This is a genomic window from Azonexus sp. R2A61 (genome assembly GCF_021401135.1).
Taxonomy (GTDB): domain Bacteria; phylum Pseudomonadota; class Gammaproteobacteria; order Burkholderiales; family Rhodocyclaceae; genus Azonexus.
In genome coordinates this window covers 987,616-1,012,716 of the sequence record NZ_JACBFO010000001.1, presented here as the reverse complement: position 1 = coordinate 1,012,716, position 25,101 = coordinate 987,616, and the positions used below count along the sequence as shown (strand labels likewise).

The 25,101-nt window shown below is 59.0% G+C and carries 22 protein-coding genes and 2 tRNA genes; 20 read left to right on the top strand and 4 right to left on the bottom strand.

The window, feature by feature from the left end:
• Positions 1–200 (top strand): hypothetical protein (locus tag L0962_RS05055; protein ID WP_234084969.1); only part of this gene is annotated, 200 nt, incomplete at its 5' end.
• On the opposite strand, the gene L0962_RS05050 is transcribed toward L0962_RS05055, so the two are convergent.
• Positions 179–255 (bottom strand) — tRNA-Met (locus L0962_RS05050). The two genes, L0962_RS05055 and L0962_RS05050, sit on opposite strands and share 22 nt — an antisense overlap.
• A gap of 64 nt (positions 256–319) precedes the next feature.
• Entirely contained in the window at positions 320–940 is a 621-nt protein-coding gene (locus L0962_RS05045; RefSeq protein WP_234084967.1) for a ParA family protein, read from the bottom strand.
• Positions 941–1,034: 94 nt separating this feature from the next.
• On the opposite strand from L0962_RS05045, the gene L0962_RS05040 reads away from it, so the two are divergent.
• Complete coding sequence (locus tag L0962_RS05040) at positions 1,035–1,868, top strand: IclR family transcriptional regulator (protein ID WP_234084965.1); 834 nt, start codon at positions 1,035–1,037, stop codon at positions 1,866–1,868.
• Here L0962_RS05040 and L0962_RS05035 read toward each other — a convergent pair.
• Positions 1,835–1,908 (bottom strand) — tRNA-Thr (locus L0962_RS05035). The two genes, L0962_RS05040 and L0962_RS05035, sit on opposite strands and share 34 nt — an antisense overlap.
• Positions 1,909–1,950: 42 nt before the next feature.
• Here L0962_RS05035 and L0962_RS05030 point away from each other — a divergent pair.
• The 14 genes from L0962_RS05030 (at position 1,951) to L0962_RS04965 (ending at position 18,673) form a co-directional block, all read left to right on the top strand.
• Entirely contained in the window at positions 1,951–3,693 is a 1,743-nt protein-coding gene (locus L0962_RS05030; RefSeq protein ID WP_234084962.1) for a diguanylate cyclase, read from the top strand.
• Positions 3,690–4,463, top strand: a complete 774-nt coding sequence (gene rfbF, locus L0962_RS05025; protein WP_234084950.1) for a glucose-1-phosphate cytidylyltransferase — start codon at positions 3,690–3,692, stop codon at positions 4,461–4,463. Before L0962_RS05030 ends, rfbF begins: the two co-directional genes overlap by 4 nt.
• Before the next feature lie 4 nt (positions 4,464–4,467).
• Positions 4,468–5,556: an NAD-dependent epimerase/dehydratase family protein gene (locus L0962_RS05020; RefSeq protein ID WP_234084940.1), complete on the top strand. Its 1,089-nt coding sequence runs from the start codon at positions 4,468–4,470 to the stop codon at positions 5,554–5,556.
• Positions 5,553–6,893 (top strand): UDP-glucose/GDP-mannose dehydrogenase family protein, encoded by a 1,341-nt coding sequence (locus L0962_RS05015; RefSeq protein ID WP_234084931.1) that lies wholly within the window; start codon positions 5,553–5,555, stop codon positions 6,891–6,893. The genes L0962_RS05020 and L0962_RS05015 overlap by 4 nt, the downstream gene beginning before the upstream one ends.
• A 60-nt stretch (positions 6,894–6,953) precedes the next feature.
• Positions 6,954–8,537, top strand: coding sequence for a lipopolysaccharide biosynthesis protein RfbH (gene rfbH, locus L0962_RS05010; RefSeq protein ID WP_234084929.1), 1,584 nt, complete (start codon positions 6,954–6,956; stop codon positions 8,535–8,537).
• Between the two features lie 16 nt (positions 8,538–8,553).
• Positions 8,554–9,621, top strand: a complete 1,068-nt coding sequence (locus tag L0962_RS05005) for an NAD(P)-dependent oxidoreductase (RefSeq protein ID WP_234084927.1) — start codon at positions 8,554–8,556, stop codon at positions 9,619–9,621.
• A complete protein-coding gene (locus L0962_RS05000; protein ID WP_234084921.1) occupies positions 9,618–10,391 on the top strand; it encodes a TylF/MycF/NovP-related O-methyltransferase in 774 nt (257 codons plus the stop codon). The genes L0962_RS05005 and L0962_RS05000 overlap by 4 nt, the downstream gene beginning before the upstream one ends.
• Positions 10,372–11,421, top strand: a complete 1,050-nt coding sequence (locus L0962_RS04995) for an FkbM family methyltransferase (protein WP_234084912.1) — start codon at positions 10,372–10,374, stop codon at positions 11,419–11,421. Before L0962_RS05000 ends, L0962_RS04995 begins: the two co-directional genes overlap by 20 nt.
• Before the next feature lie 92 nt (positions 11,422–11,513).
• Complete coding sequence (locus L0962_RS04990; protein WP_234084910.1) at positions 11,514–12,500, top strand: hypothetical protein; 987 nt, start codon at positions 11,514–11,516, stop codon at positions 12,498–12,500.
• A complete protein-coding gene (gene cysC / locus L0962_RS04985; protein ID WP_234084908.1) occupies positions 12,497–13,099 on the top strand; it encodes an adenylyl-sulfate kinase in 603 nt (200 codons plus the stop codon). Before L0962_RS04990 ends, cysC begins: the two co-directional genes overlap by 4 nt.
• 39 nt (positions 13,100–13,138) lie before the next feature.
• On the top strand, positions 13,139–14,011 hold the full coding sequence (locus L0962_RS04980; protein WP_234084906.1) for a class I SAM-dependent methyltransferase: 873 nt from the start codon (positions 13,139–13,141) through the stop codon (positions 14,009–14,011).
• 133 nt (positions 14,012–14,144) lie between these two features.
• Positions 14,145–15,941 (top strand): thiamine pyrophosphate-binding protein, encoded by a 1,797-nt coding sequence (locus tag L0962_RS04975; protein ID WP_234084904.1) that lies wholly within the window; start codon positions 14,145–14,147, stop codon positions 15,939–15,941.
• 77 nt (positions 15,942–16,018) lie between these two features.
• Entirely contained in the window at positions 16,019–17,128 is a 1,110-nt protein-coding gene (locus L0962_RS04970; protein ID WP_234084902.1) for an N-acetylneuraminate synthase family protein, read from the top strand.
• Between the two features lie 123 nt (positions 17,129–17,251).
• The gene (locus L0962_RS04965; RefSeq protein WP_234084893.1) at positions 17,252–18,673 is read left to right on the top strand and encodes a glycosyltransferase; all 1,422 of its coding nucleotides are present in this window, start codon (positions 17,252–17,254) and stop codon (positions 18,671–18,673) included.
• 224 nt (positions 18,674–18,897) lie between these two features.
• Here L0962_RS04965 and L0962_RS04960 read toward each other — a convergent pair whose 3' ends face one another.
• Complete coding sequence (locus L0962_RS04960; protein ID WP_234084891.1) at positions 18,898–19,170, bottom strand: hypothetical protein; 273 nt, start codon at positions 19,168–19,170, stop codon at positions 18,898–18,900.
• Between the two features lie 474 nt (positions 19,171–19,644).
• Between L0962_RS04960 and L0962_RS04955 the strand changes: the two genes are divergently transcribed.
• The 4 genes from L0962_RS04955 (at position 19,645) to fliD (ending at position 25,083) form a co-directional block, all read left to right on the top strand.
• A complete protein-coding gene (locus L0962_RS04955; protein WP_234084888.1) occupies positions 19,645–22,341 on the top strand; it encodes a glycosyltransferase in 2,697 nt (898 codons plus the stop codon).
• A 113-nt stretch (positions 22,342–22,454) separates the two neighbouring features.
• Positions 22,455–23,249: a flagellin gene (locus L0962_RS04950; RefSeq protein WP_234084886.1), complete on the top strand. Its 795-nt coding sequence runs from the start codon at positions 22,455–22,457 to the stop codon at positions 23,247–23,249.
• A gap of 92 nt (positions 23,250–23,341) precedes the next feature.
• On the top strand, positions 23,342–23,728 hold the full coding sequence (locus tag L0962_RS04945) for a flagellar protein FlaG (protein WP_234084884.1): 387 nt from the start codon (positions 23,342–23,344) through the stop codon (positions 23,726–23,728).
• A gap of 23 nt (positions 23,729–23,751) precedes the next feature.
• A complete protein-coding gene (fliD, locus tag L0962_RS04940) occupies positions 23,752–25,083 on the top strand; it encodes a flagellar filament capping protein FliD (RefSeq protein ID WP_234084882.1) in 1,332 nt (443 codons plus the stop codon).
• Positions 25,084–25,101: the final 18 nt, after the last annotated feature.

Genomic DNA, 25,101 nt, shown 5'->3' with positions numbered 1-25,101 from the left:
TATCGGTTGTCCTAACTTTTAAAGATCAATTCCACCGCGCCGTCGCTTTCACTCCGTCAGCAGCAGAGAAGCGAGATTATGAAACACAACCTCAACTTCGTCAAGCACCTCAGCAAAATTTGCTTCAGAACTTTTTCTTACGTACCAGATGCACCTTAAAACAGTTTTGCGCACTTGCTGGTTGCGGGGGCAGGATTTGAACCTGCGACCTTCGGGTTATGAGCCCGACGAGCTGCCAGACTGCTCCACCCCGCGTCCGTCAGAGAGGCCGAATTATGCAGAGACACCAGCAACTCGTCAACCCCCTACTCGAAAATTCTTACTTCTTTTCCACCCAGGCCACCAGAGAAGCCCATTGTTCCAGATCTTTCTTGTGCCGAGCCTTCGGGGGATCAAAGATCGTTGCGCCGGCTGCGGCAACATTTACATAGTTCTGCGTGTTGCGGAGATAAGCCACGATCGGCAAATCGAAATGCGTGAGGAACTCCTCAAGCATACCCGCCGCACGAGTCCGGGGATCAACCCGCATCGCAACGATACCGACCTTGGCCTTGGCCCCGCGAATCTCGCTGCGTATTACATTAAGGAAATCTTCGGTTGCCGCCATATCGAACACAGACGGCACCAGTGGCACGATGATTTTATCAACCGAGCGCATGGAGTCGCTCAGTTTGTAGCCCTGCAGCCCTGCTGGCGCATCGACAACAACCCAGTCCGCTTCCTTCGGGAAATTCAGTCCGATCTGGTTCCCGGCAAAATATCCGGTCACCGGCGCCAGCGATGCATCGCGAAAAGCCATCCAGCGCAGAGCCGATTGCTGCCGATCCAGATCACACAGCGTGGTCTTCAGACCCTGATTGGCGAAATAACCGGACAGGTTGGTCGCCAGCGTCGTTTTTCCCGCCCCACCCTTGGGGTTTGCCACCAGTACGGACCGCATGTGTTTTCCTCCTTTGTGATCGGGAAATTATATTCGCCCCCGCAATCGGCTGATAGATGCATAAAATAGTCGTTTGCATCGCACCCGGAAAAATATGATCACCAAGGTTTCCAGCGACCGCCAGGGCATTCAGTCAGTCGAGATCGGCTTTCGGCTGTTGCGCATTCTGGCCGCCCACAATCGGCCAATGATGCTGCGCGATATTGCAGCCGGTGCAGGCATGGCCTCGGCGAAAGCCCACCGCTACATGGTGAGTTTCATGCGCATCGGCATCGTCGAGCAGGACCCAGCCACAGGCCGTTACGATCTGGGTGCCTACGCACTGGAACTCGGTCTGGCCGGACTTGGCCGACTCGACCCCGTTCGACTGGCAGGCCAGATACTGGACAATCTGTGCGAAGAAATCCACGAGACCGTGGCGCTGGCCGTCTGGGGTACGCATGGAGCGACCATCGTCCGCATTGTCGACGCAGGCGGCCCGATCACGATCACCCTACGCCCCGGCACCGTCCTGTCGCTGGCACGCTCGGCAACCGGACGGGCCTTCTCGGCTTTCTATCGATCGCCCTTCCTGAAGCAAAAACTTGATGAGGAATTGAAGGAACTTGCCCAGGGGAAAGCCGGCATCACAACGCAACGGCGACAGCTTGAGAACACGCTTGAGGAAATACGAAATCGAGGGATCGCCAGGGCAACGGGCAGTCTGACCCCCGGCATCAATGGTTTTTCCGCGCCGGTATTCGATAGCACCGGTCAGATGGTCGCGGCCATCACTTCGCTGGGCGCAACCGGGGAATTCAATGCCGACTGGGATGGGCCGGTCGCAAACGCAATGCGCACGGCAGCTGATTCATTGTCCCGCCGACTGGGCCATTTGCCAGCCGGGGATTCCGCTGGTGCCCCCGCTCGGAATCGAACCAAGTCCTGATGATTACAAATCAACTGCACGACCTTCATGCTACGGGGGCCGGATTAGGGCCCGAAGTATATCCGAAACAAAAGCCTTCTCCATGAACGCCACAGCCAATCCGTTCGAGATTGCCCGCGATACGCTAAAGCAGCTGGCGGCGCGGCGTATTGCACCGACGCCCGACAACTATCAGACGCTCTATCATGAAATTGCCGGCACCAAACCCGCTGACGCGGACTTCCCCGAGCGCCACCTGCGCTCCCTTGCCGCCGCATTGCCGCGCAACAGCCCGGACCAACTGCGCCTGGCTCGCCAACTGGACGATGCGATCAAGCAGTCAAACTGGGAAGACTATCGCAAGCACCTCGCCGAGTTCATCGGCACGCTGATCGAACAACAGAAGCTGGGTTGGGCCGATCTCATCACCGACCTCCTTCGCCAGTGGGAAGCCAAGCACCCCGGCCTGACGGCAGCCCGCAAGCGGGAGGCGCTGGAACATGTGCTTGCCGGCAGCAGTGCCAATCCCGAGCTGCTCTACGGTCGACTGCAGAATTTGTTGAAATCCTGGGGGCAAGGCCAGGGACAGGATCGTACGGAAACCTTGCAGACGGAAATCCAGTCGGACACGCCGTCGACCGCAGCAGGCCAGCAAGCGCAGCTTCGCGAACTACTGGCTTTCACACTCGACACCGCCATCGCATCGCAACTGGCCGAACACCCGCCACTGGCCAGCGATGCACAGCACCTGGCCAGCGATATCCGGCGCGTGACGACCGAAAGCGACCTCCGGGAATTCCACAACCATTTGAAGCGCTTTGCCTTCAAACTGGAACTGCTCGCCGAAGATCAGGCCGAATTGCGCCACAGCCTGCTCGGCCTGCTGCAACTGCTGGTTTCCAACATCCACGAACTGGTGGTGGACGATCGCTGGCTACACGGCCAGATCGAGATTGTCCGCGACATCATCGACAAACCGCTGTCACAACGCAGCCTTGACGACGCCGAAAGGCATCTCAAGGAAGTCCTGTTCAAGCAGAGCCAGCTCAAGACCAGCTTGTTCGAGGCGCGTAACGCCATCAAGCAAATGCTCGCCGGCTTCGTCGACCAGTTGGCCGATTTCGCCGATGCGACATCGGAATACCACGACAAGATCGATGCCTGCGCGGTCAAGGTCAGCGCGGCCAACGACATCGGTGAACTGGAAGAAGTGCTCGCCGAGGTCATGCGCGAAACCCGCAATATCCAATTCAACGCCCAGCGCTCCCACGACGAGTTGCGGTCGACCCAGGAAAAGGCGCAAAAAGCCGAAGCGCGCATCCGCGAACTGGAAAAGGAACTGGAAGAAACCAGCGACCTCGTCCGCCACGACCAGTTGACCGGCGTGCTGAACCGCCGTGGCCTGGAAGACATGTTCAACAAGGAAGTCGCCCGCGCCACGCGCCACGACACTGCGCTGTGCATTGCCCTGCTCGACATCGACAACTTCAAGAAACTGAACGATTCGATGGGACATGATGCCGGCGATCAGGCGCTGATCCATCTCGCCAAGGTCTGCCGCGACACACTGCGCCCGCAGGACACCGTGGCGCGTTACGGCGGCGAGGAGTTCATCATTCTGCTCCCGGAAACCCTGCTCGACGATGCGGCGCACGTCCTGACCCGGCTGCAGCGGGAATTGACCAAGCGTTTTTTCCTTCACGGGAACGAGAAAGTGCTGATAACCTTCAGTGCCGGCGTCACTCAGATGGCGGATGGGGACGATCAGGGCAGCGTGGTCAAACGCGCTGACGAAGCCATGTACGAAGCAAAACAAACCGGCAAGAACCGGGTAATCAGTCGATGAAGGCAGTCATTCTGGCCGGTGGCCTGGGCACCAGGATCAGCGAGGAATCGCATCTCAAGCCCAAACCCATGATCGAGGTTGGCGGCAAGCCGATCATCTGGCACATCATGAAAATCTACGCAGCCCACGGCATCAGCGATTTCGTGATCTGCCTGGGTTACAAGGGCTACGTCATCAAGGAATACTTCGCCAACTACTTCCTGCACAACTCGGACGTGACCTTCGACATGCGGAACAACCGCATGGAAGTTCACGAGCGTCATGCGGAACCCTGGCGGGTGACACTGGTGGATACCGGCGAACGGACCCAGACCGGCGGACGCCTGCGCCGCGTACGGCATTTCATCGATGATGGCGAACCCTTCTGCTTCACTTATGGAGACGGCGTCACCGACATCGACATCGGCGCCACGATCGCATTTCATCGCTCGCGCAACGTCGCCGCCACCATCGCGGCCGTCACCCCACCCGGTCGTTTCGGCGCCCTGCGCCTGACCGGCGATCAGGTCGACGCTTTCGAGGAAAAGCCCGACGGCGACGGCGGCATGATCAACGGCGGCTTCTTCGTCCTGTCGCCGAGCGTCATCGACCTCATCGACAATGACCACACGGTCTGGGAAAAAGGTCCGCTGGAAACGCTGGCCCGCAGCGGACAACTGGCCGCCTGGCGCCATACCGGTTTCTGGCACCCGATGGATACGCTGCGCGACAAGAACCACCTCGAAGAACTCTGGCAATCGGGAAAAGCCCCGTGGAAGGTTTGGGAATAAGACGATGGAAAACCCGGTTTTGCATGAAGATCTCGGCCGCATCCACGAAACCCTCACCGATGTCCGCCAGAAACTCGCTGACCAGACGGTACTGATTACCGGCGCCGGGGGATTTCTCGGCTATTACTTCGTCAACTACCTGACGCGCTACGCCGAAACCCTGGGCATCCGCCGCGTCATTGCCCTGGACACATTCATTGTCGGCAGCCCGGACTGGTTGACCGCACTGGCGCAAACGCATGGCGATCGCCTCGAGGTCCGCACCTTCGATATTTCGCGCGACGACCTCGGACAACTGGCGACGGCGGAAACGGTCAATTACGTGATCCACGCGGCGTCGATCGCCTCCCCGGTGTTCTACCGGAAGTATCCGCTGGAAACGGTTGACGGCAACATCTGGGGCCTGCGGCGCATTCTCGACCATTACCGCGACAACCCGGCGCTCAAGGGACTGCTTTTCTTTTCCTCCAGCGAGATTTACGGCGACCCTGACCCTGCCGCGATTCCAACGCCCGAGGAATACCGCGGCAACGTCTCCTGCCACGGTCCACGTGCCTGTTACGACGAATCCAAACGTTTCGGCGAAACGCTGTGCTGGATTTACGGCACCCAGTTCGGCATGCCGATCACCGTTGCCCGGCCGTTCAACAACTACGGCCCGGGCATGCGTACCGACGACCGCCGCCTGCCGGCCGACCTGGCCCGCTGCGTGCTGGCCGGCGAGGATATCGTGCTGCTCTCGGACGGTTCGCCGACCCGGACCTTCTGCTACATCACCGACGCCATTGCCGGCTACCTGCGCTGCCTGCTGCACGGCCGTTACGACTACTTCAACATCGGCATGGACCGTCCTGAAGTCAGCGTACGCCGCGTCGCCGAGCTTTATGTCGACGCGGCCCGGCAACTGTTCGGCTACCGCGGAAAAATCGAGTTCCGGACCAGCGACGACCCGGCCTACCTGACCGACAATCCGAACCGGCGCTGCCCGGACATCGCGAAAGCTCGCCGGCTACTCGGCTACGCGCCGGCGGTGGAGGTCGCCGAAGGCATCTCCCGCTACCTGCGCTTTCTGGCGGCCGAGGCTCGCGCATGAAAATCACCATCGTCGGCTCGGGCTACGTCGGGCTGGTCTCCGGCGTCTGTCTTGCCAGTCGTGGCCATCAGGTGGTCTGCATCGACCTCAAGCAGGCGATTGTCGACGCCCTCAATGCAGGTCAGCCGACGATTTTCGAACGCGGTCTCGATGCGCTGCTGAAAAAAGTACGACAGGACGGCAGTTTCAGCGCCGCAACCGATCTCCATGCCCATCTCGGCGACAGCGACATTGCAATGATCGCCGTCGGCACACCGTCGGTCGACGGCATCATCGACCCATCCCAGGTCCTTGCTGCCGCCACCGCCATCGGCAAGTTCCTGGCAGATAGCGATCACTCACTATCGATTGTCGTCAAGAGCACTGTCATTCCCGGGACGACCGGTGAGCTCGTGCGTCAGGCAGTCGAAACCGCGGCCGGCAAGCCGCCCGGGCAATGGGGCCTCGGCATGAACCCCGAGTTTCTCCGGGAAGGCGAAGCGATCGACGATTTCAACCAGCCGGACCGCATCGTCCTCGGCGCGGAAGACGAGGCCACGCGGCAACGTTTGCGCGCCCTGTACGCCCCCTGGGCGGACATTCCGCGGATCGAAACCAACACCCGCACGGCGGAACTGATCAAGTACGCAAACAACGCCATCCTGGCAACCCAGATCTCGCTGATCAATGAAATCGCCAACCTTGCCTCACGGCTGGGCGGCATCGATTTTTCGGAAGTCGTCCAGGGCGTTGCGCTGGACAAGCGCTGGAGTCCGCTGACGCCCGGCGGGCGCGTGCATCCGGGCATTCTGGACTATCTCGTGCCCGGTTGCGGCTTCGGCGGCTCATGCTTCCCCAAGGACGTTCAGGCCTTGCGTTCGCAAGGCCGCAGTCAAGGATTGCCGATGCATGTCCTGGAAGCCGTGCTTGCGGTCAACGAACAGCAACCGGCAGAAATCGTCCGCTTACTGCAGGATGCGCTCGGCACGCTCGACGGACGGCACGTCGTCGTCCTCGGCCTGGCCTTCAAACCGGACACCGACGATGTGCGGGAATCGGCTTCCGAGAAAATGATCCGCGTCTTGCTGGCCGCCGGCGCCCGCGTCTCCGCACACGATCCGGTCGCCGCGCCCCAATTCACCCGGGCCAATCCCGATCTGGCCGAACGGCTGAGCTATCCCGAAGACTGGCGTTGCGCGGTTGCCGCAGCAGATGCCGTCATCGTCGCTACACGCTGGGAAACCTACCGATCGCTCGCTGACTGCGACCGGAGCGGCCTGGTGATCGCCGATCCCCGGCGTTTGCTCAGGCCCGGGGACTTTGCGCTGGCACGCTATCTGACCGTCGGGTCGACCTGACAGGCTCAAGAGTTCCGCACAGCGGCCGTAGATTCACTCAGTTTTCCGGACATCAATCGCATGCAACTTCCCGTTGAAATCGGCGGCATCCATGTCGTACAAGGCCCGCTGGCAATACACGCGCTCGCCGTCGCACTGACCGACACCCGGACCGGCGGCAGCGGCCGCTTCGTCTTCATCGCCCCCGCCGCTGGTGCAGAAGACGGCGGATTGCCGCTGAGCCCCGACCAACTGCTCGACGGGGCCATCGAGGCCGGCGCCTGCGTCCTGCCGGACAGCGCCTGCCGCCTGCCCGGCGCGGCTATCGGACAACGCGTCGCCCGGCTGACCCCGGCGGCCTGCGATGAAATCGCCCGCGCCTGCATTCGCGCCGCGGTCGCCGACTACGCCGGCCACAAGTTTGCCCCGACGGCCTTCATCCCCGGCGAGACGCCGGCACCGGCCACCGGCAAGCTGATCGACGCCGCCGAAATCACCCACATGGTGGACGCAGCCCTGGACGGCTGGCTGACGACCGGTCGCTTCAATGCCGAATTCGAACGCCGTCTGGCCAGCTTTCTTGGGGTCAACCACGTTCTCACCGTCAATTCCGGCTCGTCTGCCAATCTCCTCGCCTTCATGACGCTGACCTCGCCGCGCCTGGGCGAACGTGCGATCAGGCCGGGCGACGAAGTCATCGGCGTGGCGGCGGCTTTCCCGACGACCGTCAATCCGATCCTGCAATTCGGTGCCGTACCGGTCTTCGTCGATGTCGATCCGCAGACCTACAACATCGATCCGGCACAGATCGAAGCCGCGATCAGCAGCAAAACCAAGGCGGTCATGCTCGCCCATACGCTGGGCAACCCCTTCGATCTGGAAGCCATCTCCCGGCTTTGCAAAAAGCATGGGCTGTGGCTGATCGAAGATTGCTGCGACGCGCTCGGTTCGACCTACGCCGGCCGCTCGGTTGGCACTTTCGGCGATCTGGCGAGCATTTCGTTCTACCCGGCCCATCACATCACGATGGGCGAAGGCGGCGCACTGTTCACCAACAACCCCGAACTCAAACTGATCGCCGAAAGCTTCCGCGACTGGGGACGCGACTGCTTTTGCCAGCCGGGACGGGACAACACCTGCGGCAAGCGCTTTTGCCAGCAGTTGGGCGACCTGCCCTATGGCTACGATCACAAGTACATCTACAGCCACCTCGGCTACAACCTGAAGATCACCGACATGCAGGCCGCCTGCGGTCTCGCCCAGTTGGCCAAGCTGCCGCACTTCGTCGAACAGCGCAAAGCCAATTTCGCCTTTCTCAAGGAACGTCTGGCCAGCACCGCCGAATTCCTGATGCTGCCGGAAGCAACCGCAAACAGCGTGCCGGCCTGGTTCGGATTTCCGCTGACCTTGCGCGACGAGGCCAACGTCAACCGCGTCGACCTACTGCGCTATCTCGATCAGTACAAGATCGGCACCCGACTGCTGTTTGCCGGCAACATCACCCGGCAGCCCTACATGAAGGGTCGCCAGTTCCGTTGCATCGGTGAGTTGCCGAACACCGACAAGATCATGCGCGACACCTTCTGCATCGGCGTTCAGCCAGCCCTGAGCCGGGAAGCCCTGGAATTCGTCGCCGGCAAACTCGAAGCTTTTTTTGCATTTTGAGTGGTTGACCGCAGCAATGACCGCCTCTCGCCTGCCGGCCGCCGATCTCGATCACATTCTGGCGCATACCGCCGACCTCTGGTCGGCCCTGGACGGAAAACGCCTGTTCATCACCGGCGGCACCGGTTTTTTCGGCATCTGGCTGCTGGAATCGCTGCGCCACGCCCGCCGCTCACTGGGCATCGATCTGCAGGCGACCGTCCTCTCCCGTTCGCCGGAAAGCTTTCTGCAACGCTTCCCTGAATTCGGGGCAGAACCTGCGATCCAATGGCTGTCCGGCGACGTGCGGCACTTTGCCTTTCCCGCCGGGCACTTCGACTGTGTCATTCACGCCGCAACCGAAACCTATGCCCGAACCCCGCCCACGCCGCCACTGGCGGGCTTCGACAGCATTGTCGAAGGCACCCGCAGGGTTTTCGACTTTGCACTGCGCTGCGGCGCCAGCGAAGTTCTACTGACCAGTTCCGGCGCCATTTACGGCCCGCAACCGACAACGCTCGACCACGTTCCCGAAGACCATCGTGGCGCCCCTGACTGCACCAGCAGCGCTGCACTGTACGGTGAAGCTAAGCGCACCGCCGAACTGCTGGCTGCGCTTTACCACGAGCAGCACGGCCTGCCAGTCAAGATCGCCCGCTGCTTCGCCTTCGTCGGCCCGTACCTGGCGCTGGACAAGCATTTCGCCGTCGGCAACTTCATCGCCGACGCACTGCATGGCCGCGACATCGCCATCCAGGGCGACGGCACCCCGCTGCGCTCCTACCTGCACGCCGCCGATCTGATGATCTGGCTGCTGACCATCCTGCTCCGCGGCGAAGCGCTGCGCCCCTACAATGTCGGCTCGGATCAGGCGCTGAGTATTGCGGAACTGGCGCATGTGGTCTCCGACACGCTGCCAGGCAGGAAGCCGCACATTTGCATTGCCCGCACGCCGGAACCGGATAAACGGCCGATACGTTACGTACCGGACATTTCACGTGCCAGACAAGAACTCGGACTTGCCGTCCGTATTCCACTGGGCAACGCCATTCAACGTACCCTTGACTGGCATCTCCAGGGGAAAAGCAGTTCATCTACATCATGAATAAATGGCTCAAAAAACGCCTGACCAAATTCAGCTATGACTTTCTGCGGTCACAAGCCCCTTGGCATCACCGGCAAGCCCCCGAGATCGTCCATACCCATGTTCTGCCCTACGCCAGCTACTCACCATGGAGCAACGATCCGGCGTTTCAGGCAGCTTACGAACAGGTGAAAACACATACTCTGGTCGATGCTTTTCGTTTGTATGAGCTCTGGACACTCGCCCGGCAACTTGAAGACGTTAGGGGCGATTTTCTTGAAGTTGGCGTCTGGCGGGGAGGCTCAGGATGCCTGCTGGCCTTGATCGGAAAAACGCAAAACCGGCGAACATTCCTGGCCGACACATTTTCCGGCGTAGTCAAGACCGGGGCGCGCGATACCTCGTATGTGGGCGGAGAGCATGCCGATACCGGAGAAGATGTCGTTCACGACCTCATGAAGCGCTGCGACGTACAGGATCATGCCGAGATACTGAAAGGTATTTTCCCCGAGACAAATGCCGAAAAGATCGAGCGGAGAAAACTGGCGCTGGTCCACATCGATGTTGACGCATACGAATCGGCCAAAGACGTGCTGAATTGGACATTGCATCGCCTGCAACGCGGTGGCGTCGTTGTCTTTGACGATTACGGCTTCTTCGGTTGCGAAGGCGTGACCCGCCTGGTCAACGAGTTTATCGCCCATAACAGCGACTTCCGGTTCGTACACAATCTGAATGGGCACGCCATCCTGATCAAGTTGAAAGACAGCGATGAACGCGCCGCAATCTAACCCCCTGTTGATCTATGGCGCTGGACTCGCCGGACAACGCATACACCGGGCCCTCGCCGCTCGGCAATATTCGGTCACCGGTTTCCTCGACCGCGACGTCTCACTATCCGAAAGAGATGGCATCCCGGTAACGCGTGCTGAGGAATGGGCTCGAAACAATGACGCAAGCAGTGCCAGCGTGATCGTTGGCTTGTTCAATCCCCATGCCGACACGACAGAGGTGATCAGCCAACTGCGAATGCAGGGTTACCGTAGGATCATCAACATGGTCGAGTTGATGCGCGACTATTTGACCGGCGAAACCTTCCACTATTGGCTGACGGACCCTCGCTTCTACCCGCGCCATGCCGACCGGATCGCCGCCATGCGCGCTGGACTGGCCGACGACCAGAGCAAAGCACTGCTCGACCGCATCGTCGAATTTCGGACACATGGTGACGCCAGTCAGCTCCCCCCGCCCTCTGCCAAACAGTATTTCCCGGATGACCTACCGAGATGGCCTGACCGGCTGCGCTTTATCGACTGCGGTGGCTATACGGGAGATACCGTGCAGGCGCTGCAAGATGCCGGCTATCACTTCGAAGCCTTGGCCACCTTCGAACCCAACCTCAGCCAGTACGCGACACTGACCGGCAACCTCAAACACATCGCCGGCGCCACGCATTTTCCCTGCGGTGTTTCCGATACAAACCGTCTGGCAGGCTTCGACACTAGCCTGGGGGCCGGCGGACATCTGCTTGACGCAGGAGGAGAACCGGTGGTTTGTCTTCGGCTGGACGATGCGCTACCTGGCTTCGCACCGAATCTGATCAAGATGGACATTGAAGGAGAGGAACCTTCCGCGCTGTGCGGGGCCCGAACCCTCATCGACAACTACCGCCCCAATCTGGCCATCAGCGTTTACCACGCCCCCGGGCACCTGTGGGAGATATACGAGCAGATCCAAGCCATGTCCCTGGCGTACCGCTTCCATCTTCGCTGTCACGCAAAAAACTCATTCGATACGATTCTTTACGCCATCCCTGAATGATTGCCACCTCAACACTGACCGCACCGCCCGACGGGCGATCATCAACACCGGATGACGAATCAGCTTCCTCGTTGTCACCGAAGGAATGAACCATGTTCGGATTAAACCTGTTCATCGCCGGCATTGAAAAATGTGGCACCACTTCGCTGGCCAATTGGCTGGTCAGTAACGGCCTCGCCGAATACCGGGTTCCCGGTATCAAGGAACCTTATTCCTACGCTGTCGGCGAGGTTTCAGCAAACCGCGGCCTGACCCCACCCGGCGTACTGCTTGATGCCTCCGTTGGCTATTCCTTCAACCCGAAAGCCATCGGACATCTGCCGGAACACAACACGAAAGTGATCCTGTGTCTGAGAAATCATTTCGATCGCTGTTTCAGTGCCTACAGTTTCTATCAAACGATTGCTCGACGCGACGGTACATCGGTGGCTCTACTGAAAACCACACCGACCGATTTCAACGAGCACGGGGAAGGCGACCCGGAACAGCTTTTCGAGATTCTCTTCCAGATTTATAAGCTGCACTACCCTGCAAAATCCGAGGGGGTCCTGCGTCGATACTTCATGGAACAGGCCGAGAACATTTCCGTCCAGAGCTTTCGCGAGCGAATCGACTACGAAACGGGATTTTTCCTCAGCCGTCGCTCGTTTCCCTTCTTCAGCATTCTTGGTAGTGGGTTCTTTGCCTACCCACTGAGAAATCTCTTGAACAAGTTCAAGGCCAGCGACGTCTATTTGCTCACGCTGGATCGACTCTCTACGGAAGACGTTCGCAACGAATTTGTCAGGGATCTGCTGGGCACAAAAGACCGGGGCAGCAACTTGCCGCCACTCCCCAGCCTGAACGCTACAACGGAGTTAGCCGCTCACCAGACGAAACCCGACTTCCACAGCAGCGACTGGGATACCCTGCGGGATTATTTCAAGCGCGACCTGAGCGATTTCCGATCCATCGCCCAGAGCGCAGGCGTTTCCCTGAAGTATGTGAGCGAAGAGAAGCTCGACAGGTATTTTGCGCCCGCTGCCGGCAACAGCGCACCCCATGACGGCCAACCTGGCGCGCAACGACAAGACTCATGAAACCGCTGATTCACGCTGTTTCCCATCGATTGAACCGGGCTGATCGGCAACGCCACTACGGCCATGAAGGCGCGGTCGTCTGGCTGACCGGACTCTCGGCAGCCGGCAAGTCCACCCTTGCCATGGCATTGGAGCAAAAGCTCAGCGAACGAGGCTATTCCTGTTATGTGCTTGACGGAGACAATGTCCGACATGGATTGAACTCGGACCTGGGTTTTTCGCCCGAGGAGCGCAGCGAAAACATCCGGAGAATCGGCGAAGTCGCTGCGCTGTTCGCCGATGCAGGGCTGCTCTGCATCTGCGCCTTCATCTCCCCTTACCGGGCCGATCGCAAGAAGGCCAGGCAGGCCTGTCGGCATGCATTTCATGAGGTATACGTGAATGCAGACTTGGCCACCTGCGCCGCCCGCGACCCCAAGGGGCTATATCGGAAGGCAAACGCAGGGGCACTCGATAACATGACGGGACTTTCCGCCCCTTACGAACCACCGGAAACTTGTGAGCTGATCCTAGACACCAGCCGGGACTCCGTCTCCCAGAGCCTTGAGAAACTGTTCGAGCATGTTCTACAGAACGTTCCGCTATTGTCGAGAACCTGAACGCCTCGCATGCAGGGAATTTATCCGCCGGAACTCGCCATGACCGCCACACCAGAATCTCGTGACCCCATCGCCCGCCGCTGCATCTGCTGCAATAGCCAGAATCTGGCCAGATCCCCAGCGGTGCTCATGCCCTTCGTGGCCTACCGGGCATTCGGCCACGAGCCGCTCGATATCTTGCCGGAGTGGGGGTTCAGGGATCTTCGTCCGGGGATGGCCTACACCCTGTGCAATTCGTTGCAATGCCGGGAATGTGGCGTACTGTTTCTCGACTATCGATTCACCGATGCACAGATGGCCTCGCTGTACAGTGGTTACCGGGATGAGCGCTACACCCGGGAACGGGATCGCTTCGAACCGGGCTATGCTGCGACGACAGCCCGAGACTTTGAACATCGGGCCCCCTACATCGCCGACATCGAACGCTGGCTATCCCCCCATCTGCCGCAACACCCTGCCGTGCTCGACTGGGGTGGCGGCAGCGGGATCAATACCCCGTTTCTTGGAACGAGTCCCACGGTCCACATACACGACATTTCCGCCGTTCCTTGCGTTGCCGGAGCCGTCCCCGCTGACCCCGAGACTTTTGGAAAGCAGCATTACGATCTGGTGACCTGCTGCCAGGTGCTCGAACATGTGCCCTATCCTTTCGACTTCCTCCAGAGCATGCTGCCAGCGCTGGACACCGAAACCCTGCTGTATATAGAAGTCCCTTACGAATCCCTGGTAAGGAAATCGCCGGACAGCCGAGAACTCGCAACGAGTAAACGCCACTGGCACGAACACATCAATTTTTTCAGCCCGGACGCCCTGCGCTGCCTGCTGCAACGTGCCGGACTGAATTGCGTTGATCATCACGTGTTGAGCCTTGGCGCCAAAGAAATCATGGGATTCCTCGCGCGACGCCATTGAGCCGCACGACTGAAGTAGCACTGGCAGGAAACCAAGTCAGTCAACGGAATCTGCGGTCAACGACTAAACCTGCGCGGTTTTCAGCCGAAAACCAATAAAGCCCACAATCCACAGACAAGAACCCGATAAGCACATGAAACTTTCCGAACGCATCGCCGACTGGTTAGCCGAACATGGCATTGAACAAGTCTTCGCCGTTACCGGCGGCGGTGCCATGTATCTGAACCAGGCACTGGGCAGCCATCCCGGACTGCGCTGCACCTTCATGCACCATGAGCAGGCCTGCGCCATGGCGGCAGAAGGTTACGCCCGCATCACCGGCAAACCGGCTGTCGTCATGGTCACCACAGGACCTGGCGGCATCAACGCCCTGAATGGCGTATTCGGCGCCTTCACTGACTCTATTCCGATGCTCGTCATCAGTGGCCAAGTAAAGCGCGAAACCTGCCTGGACTACACGCCCGTACCCGGCCTGCGCCAACTGGGAGACCAGGAAGGCCCGATCATCGCGATGGCCAAGCCGATTACCAAGTTCGCAGCCAGCGTAGGCAGCCCCGCAGCGCTGGCCCAACTGCTTCCGGAAGCCCTGCTTCAAGCCACCTGCGGACGTCCCGGCCCTGTATGGCTGGATATTCCCATCGACATCCAGGCAGCGGAATGTCCGCCGCTCCCGCCAGCGACACAGCCTGCCTGCCGACCGCCGGTAACGTCGACGCTACCGGCTGATTGCGAACAACTGTGGAATCTGCTCAACCAATCCCACCGCCCCCTCATCCTTGCCGGCACGGGCGTACGACTGGCCGGAGCGGAAGGCGCGCTGCTCGATTTCGTCGAACGACACGGCATTCCGCTGGCGACGGCATGGACCCACGATCTGATCGCCAGTGACCATCCGCTCTTCGCTGGCCGCCCCGGCACCATCGGCACTCGCGCCGGCAATTTCTGCATCCAGAATGCCGACTTGGTATTGGTACTTGGCTCACGCCTCAATATCCGGCAAGTAAGTTACAACTGGGGCAGTTTCGCCAGAAATGCCAAGATCGTTCAGGTCGATATCGACCCCGCCGAACTGTCCAAACCCTTGGTCCGGGCAGAATTGCGCATTACAGCCGATGTCGCGGATTTCCTCAGCACACTGAACGAGAATTGCATCAACAATCCTCTACCCGACTACACGGCCTGGGCCGACTGGTGTCGCTCCATACGTGCACGCTATCCAGCCTTTTCTGCCCCTCTTCCGACCGAAAGAATTCATCCCTATGCTTTGGTCGATCGCGTTTTCGAGCAACTGCGCGACGACGATCTGATCGTCTGCGGGAACGCGTCGGCCTGCATCCTGCCCTTCCAAATCGGCAAGCTGCGTCCGCGGCAACGCATGTTCAGCAATTCAGGATCAGCCTCGATGGGCCACGATCTGCCGGCATCCATTGGTGCCGCACTGGCTGCCGGTAGCCGCCGGGTAGTGTGCTTCGCTGGTGACGGCAGTCTGCAAATGAACATTCAGGAATTGCAGACCCTCAAGACGCTGGGACTCAATCTGGTCATCGTGCTGATAAACAACGAGGGATACCTCTCCATCCGCCAGACGCACGAGAATTTTTTCGACCGCGTCATCGGTGCCACACCTGCTTCAGGCATTGAATTCCCGGATTTTGCCAAGATCGCCACCGCTTATGGAATTCCTGCGGTCACGATCGCCACCCACGCCGATCTGCCCATCCTCGACGAGACGCTTGCCAAAGACGGCCCAGCCCTGATCGCTGTCCGCGTCGAACCCGGGATTGGTTTCGAGCCACGCATCAAATCACGGGTACTCCCGGATGGCAGGTTCGCCACCCCGGAACTTGACGACATGTATCCTTTTCTCCCGCAAACCGAACTTGAATCACTACGCCATGAGGCCGCCCAAGTCAGAGCTGCGCCGAGATAATTTTCTCCCGGTGTACCATCCAGCCTGTCCAGAACGTTAACTTCACCGCCCCGCTAGGCTTGCTTGAACATTCTTTTATGATTTCTTCACTGAAAAACCGCAACGAGATATTTGAAAACCTGTTCGTGCTCGAACTGGCCAACAACCATTGGGGTAGTCTCGAACGCGGCTTGAAAATCATCCACGATCACGGCACGGTCATCCGCTACAACAACGTCAAAGCGGCGATCAAACTCCAGTTCCGCGACGTCAATGAATTCGTGCATCGGGACTTCAAGGGCAATCAAGACATCCGATACATCAAGAAAACCGAGGAGACAAAGCTCTCCAAGACAGATTTTGCCCGCATGGTCGAGGAAATCCGGCGGCTGTCGATCATCCCGATGGCTACCCCCTTCGACGAACACTCGGTCGATCTGTGTGTCGAATTCGGCATGCCAATCATCAAAATCGCCAGTTCCGACATCGCGGATTGGCCATTGATCGAGAAAATTGCTTCGAAGAAGCTTCCGGTCATTGTTTCATCTGGTGGCGCCTCGGAGAAAAACCTGGACGACATCGTGGCTTTCTTCGAGCGGCGAGACATCCCGTTGGCCCTCAATCACTGCGTGTCGCTCTATCCGTCGGAGGACGACGATCTGGAGCTGAACCAGATCGACTACCTCCGTCAGCGCTACGCTGATCACGTAATCGGCTTCTCCACCCACGAGTATCACTCCTGGGACGCCTCGATGTATCTCAGCTACGCCAAGGGCGCACGGACGTGGGAAAGACATATCGACATCGACTACCAAGGCGTTCCAGTATCGCCCTATTGTTCCTTGCCAGAGCAGGTCGATGCCTGGTTCAAAGCCAATCGCAAGGCGCGAGAGATGTGCGGCGGCAGCGAATCCGGACGCCGCATCTGCTCGGCAAAGGAAATCACCTATCTGGACGCCCTTGTCCGCGGCGTCTATGCAAGACGAGAGTTACCTGCCGGTTACATTCTCTCCAGTGAGACATTCGAGCACGACTTCTATCTCGCCATCCCCTTGCAAAAAGGACAGCTTTCCTGCCGTGAAGTCATGAATGGCGAATGCCTGACAAGCAATCTCGGGCCCGATCAGGCGCTGACCATTCACCACATTGACGGTCCCTACGCTGAAAATCCGAATCTGCGCAAACTCATCGAAGACCGGGGCGTATAGCTTTTCCAACAAGACCAGACGCCCGAAAATCTCCTTTGGCATAAAAATCGCCCTCTGCCTTCTGGACACTCTGATGCCGACAGAAATAGCACGGGATGTTGAACATGACTCGAAAGGCACGATGTGCACATTCCACTAACCGTCGCGCTACTGACCTACAACCGCTCGCACTATCTGCGGGAAGCCATCGAAGGCATCCGCGCCCAGACATACCGCGCCTTCGAATTCCTCATTCTGGACAATGGCAGCACCGATGACACCCCTTCCGTCGTGCTCGGCATCCAGGATGAACGCATCCGTTACGTGCGAAATCCACCAGGCCTCGAAATCATGTTCAATGGTGTCTCGGCATTCAAGATTGCTCGCGGCAGACGCCTCATCATCACGCACGACGATGACATAATGCAGCCGCAAATGCTCGAAAAGCAGATGGCCATAATGGACGCCAACCCTGACATGACCGCGGTATGGACCAACACCAGCACCATCGACCAGGATGGCAACACCATTCAGGAATATTTCACGCCGCCAGGAAACGATCGAATATACGGAAAGGGAGAATTCATTGCCCGCTTTCCGTCCGAAAACCTTTGGCCGCTGCCGAGTTGCATGATGTTTGAGCGAGCACGATATTCCCGACGTTATATCGACCCGATATATTACGATCAGGAGCTTGGAAAACGCCTGCCTAAAAACCATGGCGGCGATGACGTGCTCATCCCAGCCCTGATGAATACATTCGGGAGTGTGGCCTTCCTGAATGCCCCCTTGCTCAAGTACCGCAAGCATGGCGCCCAAGACTCGAATCGCACCCATCTATCCCGGGGGATCGTAAATACCTACAAGATATTGCGTCGTCTGGCTGGAAAGTTAGCGGATAGAGAACGGATAGTGCCATTGCTGGACAGCCATATCGCGCGCTTCACCGCTCAACACGAAATCATACACACCGTTACCCCGCAACCCGATACCAAAGTACGAGCCCAACTGAAGCGGCTGTTCGACAAGGCTTGCAGCGATCTCTCCCACAATATGGAAGCTGCACCTCCATTGCTACCGCTGCGAATTTTCCTCTCGCAAACCTTGGCAAACAGGGGGGATTTTTTCCAGGGGCTTACAGAACCAGCACCTGAAAACCCAACTGCGACACATGCATTATTCCATTGGGCCAAATTGCGCCAGTCCGGCGGCAATCTCTTCTCCTCCATCCCCCCCAAAGCCAATGCGGTGATTTTGGGCAGCGCCCTCATCTCGGCCCTGCTCATCAATGAAGCCAGAGAACGAGGATTAAATCTTCTGTGCTGCATCGACTCCAATGTAACCCGCCAGAACCAGACGATGCTCGGCACCCTCATTCGCTGCCCGGAATGGATTGCCACGGAAGACAAGCCTATCGACTACGTGATTTTGAGTTCGGAACGTGATCAAGACGCCTATCTGCGGGAATTCATACACGGGTTAAACAAGACAGTGCAGATACGCTCATGGAAAGAACTCGCGTTTGAAGATTTCGACGCTTCCCCAAGCGAAGCGTACCGGACCTGAGCCAACGACCCAATGGGATAAAACAGTCCTACGTTCCGGGACCTCAATCGATCATGCCAAAAAAGTATCCGAGTTTTTTTCTCAGCCGAGACTACCCTTACTACATCGTCGCCCCCGATTATCGCCAGACCTCGGCCGGTGTTAGAGCAACACATTACCTTTGCCACATCCTGAATGAACTGGGCTACGAAGCTTATGTCACTGCCGCAAAAACCAGTCCATTCCTACGCACCCCCGTGCTCGATGACATGGTTCGAGAACGCCATCGGCAAGCGAACCGCCCTGGCATTGCAGTGTACCCTGAGGTTGTCAGCGGCAATCCGCTCGGCCAGGAAGTCGTCGTCCGCTGGCTCCTCAACAAGCCCGGCCACTTGGGCGGAGAAGAAAAACCGGCATCGACCGACATCGTCTTTCATTGGGATGCATGGGTTCTGACACCCGATATCGTCGACTCCCGTCGCCTTCACCTCCCGGTGATCGACGAACGCATCTTCCATAATCACGACAACCCGCAAGATCTCAAACGAAGCGGTTTTTGCTTTTACGCGCACAAGTATCTAGGGTTTGGAGGCAAGATCGATCCTTGGCTCGATCAGAATGGAACCAGCCTCTGTCACGATATCCCGCGCTCCCCCGAAGACCTGGCAGATATCCTTAGACGCAGCACCGTACTCTATTGCTACGAACCCTCAGCGATTGTGCTCGAAGCCCGAGCCTGCGGTTGCCCAGTACTTTACGTAGCGACCCCCTACCTGGAGCAATTCCAGTGGACGGCGCTCGAACGGACGATGATGGTTGCCGAAAATCGGTTACCGGATACGCCGATACCGCACTATCGGGTTTCCACGATCTACAACCTCGGGGCCGAACAGCGTCTCCGCGAAGCCAGGAAAGGGCTTTCCGACTTCATCCGTATTACACAAAAGGCCGCCAGGCAAAATGCAAAGCAAAGCGCATCCCGCGCCTTAAGCTTGCCAACGGGAACCCCGGCGGCAATCGAAACCTCCCGCATCTACCAGCGCTGGCTGGCTTCGCGTCGTATCGAAGCATCCGACGGAAACATCCTGGCCGATGCCATTGCTGCCTGGCGCAATCCCCCGGAATTCCACATCGTCGTACGGGCAGGTGAAAACGACCGGGCGGCGCTCGCCGAAACCCTCGACAGCCTCAATTACCAGCTCTACAACCGCTGGCATATCGACATCATCACCAACCTGCCTTGCCCCGACGGCCTCGATGCCCTGCCCAGCGTCGGGTGGCAGCAAACCGAAAGCGATACCGAGAAGCCGACCATCGATTTCCTGGTCGCCGCGGGGCAACGCGACTGGATCGTCGAATTGCCCGCCGGCGCGATTCTCGATCCGCTCTGCCTGTGGCGGGTCGCCGAGCACGCCAACAGTGGCGGCACGGCAATCGGAGCGATCTTCACGGATGACGACATTTACGACGCGCACGGCATCCGCAATGCACCGCGTTTCAAACCCGGCGTCAACCCGACCTGGCTGCAATCGGCCGACCTGGCCGGTCCTTTGTTTGTTCGCCGGGACATCTGGCGGATCAGCGGTAGCGCGGCAGCCGACCGGCGGAGCGCCTGGTTCGCCCAATTGCTGCGCATTTCAGCTGCCGCCGGCTGGCATTGCCTGAGCCATATTCCAGACGTCCTGATCAGCTATCCGGAGGCCTTCCCGAGCTCAGCCGAGGCCTGCATGCATGCCCTGCTGAACCCTCAGGCAGCAACAGCCGGCAGTGAAATCATCCCGGTCAGCCAGGACAGCTGGCGGATCCGTCGCCAGCTCGACGAATACCCGCCGGTCAGCATCGCGATCATCTCCGGCGGACAGCTCGAATTCCTGCAGCAATGCCTGGAAAGCCTGGCGGACAAGACCGCATGGGACGACATCGAGTTATTGCTGGTCAGGGCGGAAAGCACCGATCCCGATCTGGAGGAATGGGTTTCGGCCTATCGCTTCCGGTCGACCGCAGTCCGTCAGGTTTTCCTGAACAATGACGCGAACTGGGCCGAAGCCTGCAACGCAGCGATCATATCGGCCAGCCACGAGCATGTCGTCCTGCTGCAGGAAGACACGGTAATACTCGATCCGAACTGGCTTGAAAGCCTGGTCGGCACGCTCGTCCAACCGGAAGTCGCCGGTGTGTCGCCACGCCTCGTTCGTCCGGGTAACGGCCAGATCGCCTATTCGGGCGATATTCTCGGACTGGCCGGAGAACATGCGTCACCCCACCGTGACGATGCCCACTTCGCCGAAAGCGGTTACCTCGATTGTCTTCAGGTCAGCCGCGACGTCACCCTGCTTGCCGAAGGATGCATGCTGCTCAGACGCAGCGACTACATTGCGGTCAACGGCATGGAAAACGAAATTTTCCCGCAGGACTCGGCGCATCGCGATTTTTCATTGAAACTGCTGGCGGCGGGCAAGCGACTGATCTATCAACCGCAAAGCACGCTGGTCCATTACGGCGAAAGCCTGCGCAAGCATTTCGATATCGCCAACATCCGCCAACCGGAGACGCGCATCGAATCCGACCGGAAACTGGCGCAGCGCTGGCTCGCCAACGGGGTCGCCGATCCTTTCTGGAACCCCAACCTGAGCCTGGCGCAAAAGTCGCCGCAAGCGGAAACCGCATTTCACGCAGCCTGGCAGTACCTGCCGACCGGCCTGCCACGTATCGCGGCACGTCCGGTCGGCAACGCGCAGGGCGACTATCGGGTGAGCGGACCGCTCAAGGCCCTCAGGCGGGCCGGCCTGGCCCTGGACTGCATCTGGCAGCAGGACGACGAGCGGGAATTCACCCCTTACGAACTGGCCCGGCTGGCCCCCGATGTCTTGATCGCCCAGAACTATCTGCTCGATCCACGCCTGGCCGGTCTTCAAGCCTGGCGGGAAAGCGGGCTCGACACGTTCATCGTCTACGCCCTGGACGACCTGTTTACAGAAATGCCGCTCAAGAGTTCGCTGCGCTCCGGCGTTCCGGCCAATGCCCGCAGCCGCTTCAAGCACGCCCTGCAATATTGCGACCGGCTGGTGGTCAGCACAGAATTCCTGGCCGAGAGCTATCGCCACCTGATCGCCGATATCCGGGTGGTTCCCAACCGCCTTGAAAGCGACCTGTGGCTCAACCTGCAAAGCGCCAAGCGCCGCGGCCGGAAGCCCCGAATTGGCTGGGCTGGCGGCACGGCCCACCGCGGCGACCTGGAACTGATCAAACCGGTCATCGAAGCGACCCGCGATGAGGCCGACTGGGTTTTCATGGGCATGCACACCGACGAGATTCGTCCCCTGCTCACCGAATTCCACCCTGGCGTAGCTTTTTCCGAATACCCGGCAAAGCTGGCCGCACTGGATCTGGACATCGCCATTGCGCCGCTAGAAATCAACCGATTCAATCAGGGCAAGAGCAATCTTCGCCTGCTCGAATATGGCGTGCTCGGCATTCCCGTTGTGGCGACCGACATCGACCCCTACCGCAACTCACCGGCCTGTATCTTGCCCAACGATACCGCGCGCTGGATCGAAGCGCTGCGCGAACGCATCCATGATGCCGAGGCGAGAGAGCGGGAAGGTGCCGCCATGAAGGCCTGGGTGATGCAACAGTTCATCCTGGAAAACCATCTGGATCAGTGGTTGACCGCACATCTGCCAGATTAGGAATTTTTTTCTAAAGTTTCCGCGGCAGCCGTCGTTAATAGACTCAACGGCGGACGAAATCAGCAAGACGCCCAGCCGGCAGATACGATCAATTTTGTTGAAGGAGCACTAAAATGGCACAAGTCATCAACACCAATACCTTCTCGATCAATGCACAACGGCATCTGAACAAGAATTCGTCCAGCCTGTCCACGTCGATCGAGCGTCTGTCCTCCGGTCTGCGCGTCAACTCGTCGAAGGACGACGCCGCCGGTCTGGCCGTTGCCTCCCGGATGGAAGCCGATGCCCGCGGCCTGACCGTGGCCCTGCGCAACGCTTCGGACGGCATGTCGTTCGCCCAGACCGCCGACTCCGCGCTGGGCACCGTCGGTGAAATCCTGCAACGGATGCGCGAACTGGCCACCCAGTCTTTGAACGGCACGATCAGCGACACCGAGCGCGGCTACCTGAACAACGAATATTCGCAGCTTTCCACCCAGATCACCGATCTGCAAGGTGCTGCCAAGCTGAACAACATGTCGGTGTTCTCCAGCTTCACGTTCCAGGTCGGCGCATCGGCATCGGATACGCTGTCTGCCACCTTCTCGTCGGTTTCCGTGACGGCCGGCAGCATCGGTACTTCGAGCGGCGCATCGTCTGCACTAACCGCCCTCGACACGGCGATCAGCAGCGTTTCGTCCAACCGTTCGACGATCGGTGCCACGATGGGTGCCCTGCAGTACCGCATGCAACAGATCGAAGCTGCCCGCGAAAACCAGTACTCCGCTCGTAGCCGCATCATGGATACCGACTTCGCGGTCGAAACCTCGAACCTGACCCGTACGCAGATTCTGCAGCAGTCCGGTACCGCGATGGTCGCCCAGGCCAATCAGATCCCGCAGAACGTGCTGACCCTGCTGCGCGGCTAATCGACGCAGGACGGGCTCCTCCGGAGCCCGCCGGTGCAGAACGTGTGCGGTGACTCATGGGTCTCCGCACACAGTCACATCAGGAGGTCAAAATGGCAATCTCGTCTGTCACCAATACGCAGGGTTACGCTCAGGTCAACGCGGCCGGTGGCCAAGCCCAGGCACCAAGCAAGCCGCTTCCCGCCGAGGACGCGCGCGCCCAACCCGTTCAACAAGGTCAGAAAGCGGCGGAAAACGTCGAACAAAACCGGCACGACAAGGACAAGCAACTGGAAAGCGCTGTCGATAACATCCAGAAGTTCATCGCCCAGTCGGCCCGGGACATCACTTTCTCGATCGATCAGGAAAGCGGCACGCTGGTCAAGGTCATTGACCGCAACTCCAAGGATGTCATCCGGCAGATTCCGTCGGAAGAGGTTCTTGCGATTTCCAAGGCGCTCGACAAACTGCAGGGATTGTTCGTTCAGGATAAAATCTAGCTTTAGGTTGCAGGAGGCTCACCATGGCTACCATTACATCGCTGGGAGTAGGATCCGGCCTGTCAGATACGGAAGGTCTCGTATCGAAGCTGATGGCGATCGAACGGGCCCCGCTGACTACACTCAATACGAAGGCAGCCTCCTACACCTCGAAGATTTCATCCTACGGTCAGTTGAACTCGGCACTGGCAACGCTGAAAACGGCAGCGACGACACTCGGCGACCAGAGCAAGCTTGCCGCTTACACAGCCAGTTCCGCCGATAAAGACATCGTCTCGGCAACGAGCGCATTCAACGCATCTCCGGGCACCTACAACGTTTCCGTCACGCAACTGGCCACGGCGCAAAAACGCTTCACCAACGCCTACGCCAGCAATACGAAATTTGGCGCGGGGACGATTGATCTCACGGTCAACGGTACAACCAAATCGATTTCCCTGAACGGCACCTCGAATTCGCTCCAGGACATCCGGGCAGCGATCAATAACGCCAACGCAGGCGTCACTGCCGCGGTGGTTTCGGGAACGGATGGCGACCGACTGATCCTGACCAGTAGTCAGACAGGGGCCAGCGGTGCTTTTTCTGTTGCCGTTTCGTCGTCGGACAGCAACCTGCAGTCACTGGCCACCTTCGACGGGACGCAAGCGGCAGTCAATGCTCAGGACGCCATTTTCTCGGTTGAAGGTATCAGCGTCACCTCCAGCAGCAATACCGTCAGCACGGCGGTCAATGGCCTGACCCTGACGCTGGGCAGTATCGGCAGCACGAAAGTGACGGTCAGCCAGGACAGCAGCAAGATCACCGAGGCGATCAATTCCTTCGTCAACGCCTACAATTCCGTCGTTTCCCTGATCAAGACACAGAGCGCCTACGACTCCAAAACCAAAACGGGACAGCCGTTGAATGCCGAGGGATCGATCCGGACGATCCAGAACATGCTGCAGAACTCACGTACGACGGTGCCTTCCTCACTCTCGTCGGCGACGTTCAAGACACTCAACGATATCGGGGTTTCGATTCAATCCGATGGCACGCTGTTACTCGACAACACCAAGCTGACCAAGGCGTTGAATAGTTCCGTAAGCGATGTCTCCACGACGCTTGGCGCTTACGGTAAGGCCTTCTCCGATACCATCACGCAGATGACCAGCAGCAAGGGGGTCATCCAGAATCGTCTGGACGGCATTGATGCAGCACAGAAACTGCTGGAAAAGAACCGCACCGCACTGGAAAACCGCCTGACGATGATCGAGAAGCGCTATCGCGCCCAGTTCACCTCGCTGGATACCACGGTCAGCGGTTTGCAGACGATCGGCAGCTACCTGACCCAACAACTGGCGCAATTAAGCGGCTAAACTTGTCATCTGTACGTT